The sequence below is a fragment of the Phycisphaerae bacterium genome (genome assembly GCA_012729815.1).
In the GTDB taxonomy this organism is placed as follows: domain Bacteria; phylum Planctomycetota; class Phycisphaerae; order JAAYCJ01; family JAAYCJ01; genus JAAYCJ01.
Window position 1 is genome coordinate 55,502 of the sequence record JAAYCJ010000300.1, and the last position, 7,079, is coordinate 62,580.

Below are 7,079 nucleotides of genomic sequence, written 5' to 3' on the forward strand. Positions count from 1 at the left end.
AAGGGGACATTCTACTTTTTCGTCCCCGTTTCTGTGTTTCCAACACTGCCAAGGGGTCAAAAAGTAGAATGTCCCCTTTTTTGGTCTGAGTTATTATCGGTCATTATCGCTTGGATACGTCGGCGAATCTCGGGCGACGCGAGGCGGTCGAGGAGCGATTCGAGTGTTTCCTCGCGGCCGTCGGCGCGGGCTTGGTGGTGCAACTGTTGCATCATTCGGTCGCGGCGGCGGGCGAAGGCGGCGAAGTGTTGTTCGAGCTGGTCGGCTGAGAAAGTGGCCAGGGGGTCCTTCTCGCCGAGTTGGGCGACCGCCCAGTCGAAGATGCCGCGGGCATCGGGTGCGAACCGATAGAGGGCGGCGAGGGCGGCGACCCGCTCGCCGAGGCTTGCCAAACGGTCGTAAAGTGTCTCAGGTAAAGCGGTTAACGCATCGACACGGGCCCGATCGGCGTCGAGCTTTTCCTTGAGCCGCTGCTCGTCATCAGCCGGCGCCTGACCCGGTCGGACCAGCCGGGCGGGGGGGATGACCATGGTCTTAACGCCAATGCCGGCGAAGTTGATGCGGATGCGCCGGGCGGTCTGTCCGGGGTATAATTCAATGCCGATGATCCGGCCGATGCCCCATTCGGGCCGAACCGGATTGGCCACCGCGTCGCCTTCTCGCCAAGGCTGATCCATGGACTATCCTGTGCTGCAACCTCTGAAATTTCCCCGACATACGGCGTTTAACGGCCGTCGCAGGGGGTTGGGAATCATTTAAGTTTTCCTTCGTGTACGTCCGAATAAATTCTAATCAAGGAAATCGTTTTTTCAGGGCAAAAATGGCGCGAAAATCAGCTATTGCAGCGATATCGGTGCTCTGCGGCCTGTTTGTGGGCTGTCAGCAGGTCAACCAGGATCTCGCCGAAGGGGTCCGTCGGGGCGAGAGGTACTACCGTCAGGGCAACTACACAGCGGCTGAGCAGACGCTGACGCAGGCGATCAACGCCGACCGCAGCTCGCCGGTGGCGGCTGAGGGGTACTATATTCGTGGCTTAACTCGGCTTAAGCGGGGGCAGATCAACAACGCCGAGAGCGATTTCGTCTGCGCGATCGAGTTGGGCGACCGGGACGAGATCAAGACCAACTGCCAGGTGTGTCTGGGGTCGATCGCCTACGAGCGGGACAACTTCAGCAAGGCCTACGCCTACTACATGCTGGCCAGTCAGCACCTGGTTCAGATGAGCCCGAACGACTGGGTGCTCTACCGCCTGGGTGACGCGGCGCAGAAGGTGGGCAAGTGGCAGGAGGCGCGGAAGGTTTTCGCCCGTTTGATTCGGGATTTTCCGGACAGCGAGGCGGCCAAGTCGGCCCGTAAGCGCTTGAACTACAGCTACTTTACGATCCAGGCGGGGGCGTTCAACAAGCACAGCAATGCCTCGGACCGGCTGGATCAGCTTCAGCGGGCGTCGATTCCGGCGCGGGCCGAGGTGATCCCGCGGGGGGCGTCGACGCTGCAGGTGGTCTACGTGGGCAAGTACAGCAACTTCAAGTCGGCACAGGAAATGCTGGATAAAGTAAGAATGGTCGTACCCGATGCGCGGATCGTGCCATAATCGATCGCCATCAGTGTTATTTATAAGCTGGGATGCAGCGTCATGAAATCGAAAGTCTTTTCCCTGTTGACGGTCTGTTGCGCGATGGGCCTGTTGTGGGGCTGCCAGGAGAAGGGTTCGGCGGTCGAGCAGCGGCAGCCGGAGCCTACGTCGGCGTTCTATCAGCCGTTTGGTCCGGGTGGAGAGATCCCGGCGATGCAGGTGAGTTTGCCGGATTACCGCCTGAACGTGGGGGACATGCTGGAGATCATCTACCACGTCAAGCACCTGGTGACGGATGAATACCGGTTCCACACCGAGGACACGATCAGCATCATGTTCCCGTACCACCCGGAGTTCAACCAGACGGTGACGATTCCGCCGGACGGGACGATCCGGCTGATGCTGGTCGGGGAGGTCAAGGTCTACGAGGCCCAGGAGGTGGAGGGGGAGACCGTCGTGAAGGGCAAGACGGTAGGGGAATTCGAACAGGAGTTGAAGGAGAAGTATTCGAAGTTCTTCAAGGACAACGACTTGACGGTGACCTTCACCGCCGCCAATACGAAGATCGAGGAGCTCAAGCGGGCGATCACCACCGCTCCTCGCGGCCAGAGCCGTCTGATGCCGGTCAAGCCCGACGGGAATATCACGCTGCCGTTCATCAAGGATATCCGTGCGTACGGCAAGACGATCGAGGAACTGCACGGCGATCTGAACGAGGCCTACGAGCGGGCGGGGCTTCCGGAACTGGAGGTGACGGTGCAGATTTTGACGGTCGCGCCGCGGAAGATCTTCGTGATGGGCGAGGTGGACCGTCCGGGGCTGATCGAGGCGGGCAACATGATCACGCTGACGCAGGCCCTATCGATGGCAGGCGGCTTGAACGTCCGTGCGGACAAGAGCAAGGTGATGGTGATCCGCCGGAAGGGGCTGCCGGTGCCGGAAGGGGTGGTGGTGGACGTGGAGGATATTCTCGAGTCGATGGTGACGGTGGACGGCAAGAAGCGGCCGTCGACCAAAGCGTGGCTCAACGACTTCTGGCTGGACGATTACGACCTGGTGTACGTGCCGCCCAGCGGCCTGACCAAGGCCAACGACTGGATCGATCAGGTCTTCACCCGCGGGGTGCGGGCGGTCATGCCGTACTCGACGAGCGTGGGATTCGGGTTTGGCTACCAGCTCTACAACGCGCCGCAGAGCGTGCGGACGCAGAACGGGAACGGGCTCGACGCCCTGGCCCCGATTTTCCAGAACATGATGACGCCGTAGAGACAAGGGGCGCGGCGGGATGTTGGTCCCGCGGTTGGAGAAGACGCCGAGGGCGGCCTAGAATTGCCATTGTTCCGGTGTGGCGGCAGTCAGAGGAATTGAGGAAGAAACACTATGCCTGAAGGTCAACCCCGTCGGACGTTGCGTGACCTGGCGAGCGTACTTTTCGCCCATTGGGCGGCGATCGTGGCGATTACCGCGGTAATCGCGGCGGCGACGTTCGCGGCGTGCACGTACTCGCAGAAGATCTACGAGTCGCGGGTGACGATGTCGGCCCGTCAGCCCCGATCGAGCGGTTCGCTGCTGCAGGAGACCCCCGATACGATCAGCCCGCTGGAGGTGTTTCTCAAACGCCAGCGGGAGATCATCTTTTCGGACCACGTGCTCAAGCGGACGGTGGCGCGGCTGAGCGATGACGCCCTGGCGGAGCAGCCGTCGGAGACGGGACCGGCGTGGGAGCAGTGGGACGCGAAGGTGCAGGCGGCGGCAGACAAGATCCCCGGCCGCGAGGCTTCGCAGTTCCGCCGTGGTGTCGAGGTGACCACGCCGGGCGGCGAGGACGTGGGGCGTTCGGAGGTTTTTACGATCGCGGTGGAGCAGCCGGGCTCGCCGGAGCGGGCGCAGCGGGCGGCGAGCATCCTGGCTGAGGAATACCTGCTTCGGGAGCGTCAGCGGCGGGCGGAGGTCGAGCAGGAGGCCCAACAACTTCTAGAGCGGCAGTTGGACGACCTGCGGACCACTACGCTGGACACGGCCGAGAGGCGATTCAACGACTTCATTACCCAGAAGGTGAAGGGCAACCTGCTGGAACTGGCCCAGTTGGGCACGGCCAACAGCGAAGTGTACCACCAGCGGATTCTGACCGCGTTCAAGCAGGACATGCTGAAGCTGGACGCGGAGATCAGCGAGTACAAGGCCCTTCAGGCGGAGGTGAAGCGCCAGGTCCCGCAAGTGGTCTTCGAGAAGGGCTTGACCAACCTGGAGGTGGGCGACCTGGAAGGCGTGGCCGTGGTGGTGCCCGAGGCGATCTTCAAGCGGAACCCGATCATCGACAAGCTCAAGAAGAAACTGGCTGACTTGCTGATTGTGCGGCACACGCTGATGGAGCAGTACAACGAGGACTACAAGCTGCTGCGGCAGAACGCGGGCGAGGTCTTTCGGACCAACGTGGCGATTCTCCAGGAGATGCTGGGCGAGCTTCAGGCGATTGACCAGCACATCGTGACGTTGGAGGCCCGCAAGGCGGAGATTGCGCGACAGGTCGAGGACCAGGAGCGGGCGGTCAACGAGGTCAGTTCGCTGTTCGTCGAGTATCAGTCGCTGGTCCGTGAGTTGGACCTGGCGAGGAGCCTGTACGAGCAGCGGCGGCACGATCTGTTGAACGCCGAGACGACGCACCTGATGGCCCAGAGCGAGATCCTGGTGACGCGGCTTGAGGATGCGACGCTGCCGGACGCGGACCGTCCGGTGCGGCCGATTTTGTGGCTGTACACGCTGGTGGCGGGGGTGGCGGGTCTGCTGCTGGGCACGAGCTACGCGTTTGTGGTTGACAGCTACGACCACTCGGTTCGGAGCATCGATCAGGCCGAGCGTTACTTCGGCCTGCCGGTGGCGGTGTCGGTGCCCGAGGTGCGAGGCGGGATCATACGGTAGAGGCGAGAGGACAGGCCATGAGCAACGGATCGGTCGGTGCGGTGGAGGTCAATCCGCGGGTCGAGGAGCACATTGCCCAATTGTGCACGAATCTGTACGTGCAGGCCGAGCCGCCGCGACGGCTGGCGATCACGGCGGCGGAGACGGGCGAAGGCAAGACGTCGGTGGGTCTGGCCCTGGCGGTGCAGACGGCGCGGACGCTGGGCCGCAAAGTGGTCTTTGTCGAAGCGAACCTGCGTTCGCCGCAAGCGGCGGGCCTGCTGGCGGTCGAGGGTCGAAAGGGGCTGATGGACGTGCTTTCGGGCGAGGCGTCGGTGGATGAGGCGGCGGTGTCGCTGGGCGAGCGGCTGCCCGACGTGATCGTGGGGGTCGAGGGCGAGGATCGCGAGACGATCGTGCGGCGAATGGGCCGCGACGACCTTGAGAAGCTGTTCAAGACGCTGGGCGAGCGGTACGAGCACGTGATTGTCGAGACGCCCGCGATCAATCATTTTCCCGAGGCCCAGGTTGTGGTGGGGCTTTGCGACCGGGTGCTGCTGGTGATCCGGGCGGGACGGACCAGCCGCGAGGCGGCGGCGGTGGCGGTGCGGCGGATCGAGGGTGCGGGCGGCAAGCCTCCGCTGGTCGTGCTGAACCGCAAGCAGTACCACGTTCCGGGTTTCCTTTACAGGCGGCTGTAAGTTCCCATGCAGCGGGTGTTGCGGGCCGAAAAGAACGACTGGTTGGCGGTGGCGGCGATTGCGGTGCTGGCGGCGGCGACGGCGTTGCTGGTTCCGGCAGAGCATCTGCTATGGGTTTGGATCGGCGTGGCGGGGCTGATCGTGGTGTTAATGTGGTCGCGGTTCGGCGACCCGCTGACCCTGGTGCTGGCCTGGTTCGTGACCAGCGCGTGTTTTTCATACTTCTTCTGGCGGGCGCCGCTTCCGGGCGGACTGTTGCACGTGACGGTCGACCGGCTGTTCATGCTGGTGGTGGTGACGGTGATGGTCCTGAGTCTGGTGGTCGGGCGGGTCTCATGGCGGCCGCTGCCGGCGGTGGTGAAGCTGGCGGTGGTGATGGCGGGGTACTTTTCGGTGTCGCTGTTGATGAGCGGCTTTGCCAGCATCGCGGACGTGACGCCGCACTTTCGCCTGGTGGGCGGGTACTACTTTCCGATCATCGGGATGGTGATCGCGTATCTGGCGGTGCGGGACGAGCGGCAGGCGGCGAAACTGGCGTGGTTTTTCCTGGCGTTCGGGCTGTACCTGACGGTGACGGCGTGGGCTGAGTATTTCGGCGTGTGGGAGTTGGTTTTCCCGCGGTACATTGCGGATCAGGAATTGGGCATCCACTGGGGCCGGGCGCGCGGGCCGTTTCTGGTTTCGCCGAGTCTCGGCGTGACGCTGGTGTTCTGTTTTTTCAGCAATCTGTATCTGGCGGGTCGGATGCACGGTCCGGCGCGGCTGCTGGTTTATGCCGCCGATCTGCTGATGGTTCCGGCGATTTTCTTTACGCTGACGCGGTCGGTGTGGCTGGCGATGGTGGTCTGCCTGGTGATCTACATCGCCTTCAATCGCCGGGTGCGGACAAAGGCGGGCGTATTCGCGGGTTTGGGCGCGGTCGCGGTGGTGCTGATCGCGGTGCTGTGGCCGAACCTGACGTCGCGCGACCGGGCCACGGGCGGGGTGTCCGATCCGTATCCGATCTACGCCCGGGTCGGGCTGGCCAAGATCAGCATGAAGCTGTTTTCGCAGCAGCCGGTTTTTGGGGTTGGGTTCGGGCACTTTCGCGACGCAGCGGTGCAGCGAGGCGTGGACCCGGCCAGCGTGTACATGCGGTTCGCCTCGCAGCAGATGGAGCACAACAACTTCCTGAGCGTGCTGACCGAGACGGGCGTGGTCGGGCTGGTGTTGTACGTGCTGGTGCTGATCGGTCTGCTGCGGGTCAGTCTGCGGGTGTACCGGCGACTCTCGCCGACCGGGCGCGGCTGGATGACGCGGGACTTCGTGGTGCTGTACTGGATCATGTTCGCCAATTACCTGATCGACGCGATGTTCCGCGAGACCTCGGTCGACCCGTTCAACAACTCGCTGTTCTTCGTACTCAGCGGGATGGTGCTGGGGATGGATTTCCTGCTGGCCGGGCCGGCGGCAACGTGGTCGGCGGCGCGGACCGATCGGGCGGACGCGGCGTTTGCGGCGGACGCATCCTTGCGATAGAATGGCAGCGATGAACGGCAACGCGAACAGGCTGGAAGGCATGGGCGATTCTCAGCGGCTTGAACTTCTCCTGCGGGCTCGGCACGCGTGCATTTCCATTGTCAGCTACGAGGAGGCCTATGCCCTCGACGTGGTGCGCGACGCGGCCCAGCGGATGCGGCGGCCGATGTGGTATTGGAGCGTGATCCACGGAGTTCGCGACGCGTTCCGCGACGACGGGCTGCCGATCAAGGACACCGAGCATCCGGCCGCGGCGCTGTACCACTTCGCGATGCGCGAGAACCGGTCGGTGTGCGTGATGCTCGATCTGGTCGAGCACCTCAAGGACGCCCGGACCCAGAGGATTCTGCGCGAGGTGATTGGGCGGTATCGCGAGACGGGCGGGC

At 63.4% G+C, this 7,079-nt stretch carries 7 protein-coding genes; 6 read left to right on the forward strand and 1 reads right to left on the reverse strand.

Features of this window, described 5'->3' with window-relative positions:
* Nucleotides 1-56: 56 nt before the first annotated feature.
* Nucleotides 57-677: a DUF3553 domain-containing protein gene (locus GXY33_19620; GenBank protein NLX07354.1), complete on the reverse strand. Its 621-nt coding sequence runs from the start codon at nucleotides 675-677 to the stop codon at nucleotides 57-59.
* A 176-nt stretch (nucleotides 678-853) separates the two neighbouring features.
* Between GXY33_19620 and GXY33_19625 the strand changes: the two genes are divergently transcribed.
* The 6 genes from GXY33_19625 to GXY33_19650 form a co-directional block, all read left to right on the forward strand.
* Nucleotides 854-1,594: a tetratricopeptide repeat protein gene (locus GXY33_19625; GenBank protein NLX07355.1), complete on the forward strand. Its 741-nt coding sequence runs from the start codon at nucleotides 854-856 to the stop codon at nucleotides 1,592-1,594.
* 42 nt (nucleotides 1,595-1,636) lie between these two features.
* Nucleotides 1,637-2,842, forward strand: a complete 1,206-nt coding sequence (locus GXY33_19630; protein ID NLX07356.1) for a hypothetical protein — start codon at nucleotides 1,637-1,639, stop codon at nucleotides 2,840-2,842.
* Between the two features lie 114 nt (nucleotides 2,843-2,956).
* The gene (locus GXY33_19635; protein ID NLX07357.1) at nucleotides 2,957-4,495 is read left to right on the forward strand and encodes a hypothetical protein; all 1,539 of its coding nucleotides are present in this window, start codon (nucleotides 2,957-2,959) and stop codon (nucleotides 4,493-4,495) included.
* A gap of 17 nt (nucleotides 4,496-4,512) precedes the next feature.
* Entirely contained in the window at nucleotides 4,513-5,175 is a 663-nt protein-coding gene (locus GXY33_19640; GenBank protein ID NLX07358.1) for a CpsD/CapB family tyrosine-protein kinase, read from the forward strand.
* A gap of 6 nt (nucleotides 5,176-5,181) precedes the next feature.
* Entirely contained in the window at nucleotides 5,182-6,693 is a 1,512-nt protein-coding gene (locus GXY33_19645; protein NLX07359.1) for an O-antigen ligase family protein, read from the forward strand.
* Between the two features lie 10 nt (nucleotides 6,694-6,703).
* On the forward strand, nucleotides 6,704-7,079 hold a 376-nt coding region (locus GXY33_19650; GenBank protein NLX07360.1), incomplete at its 3' end, for a hypothetical protein.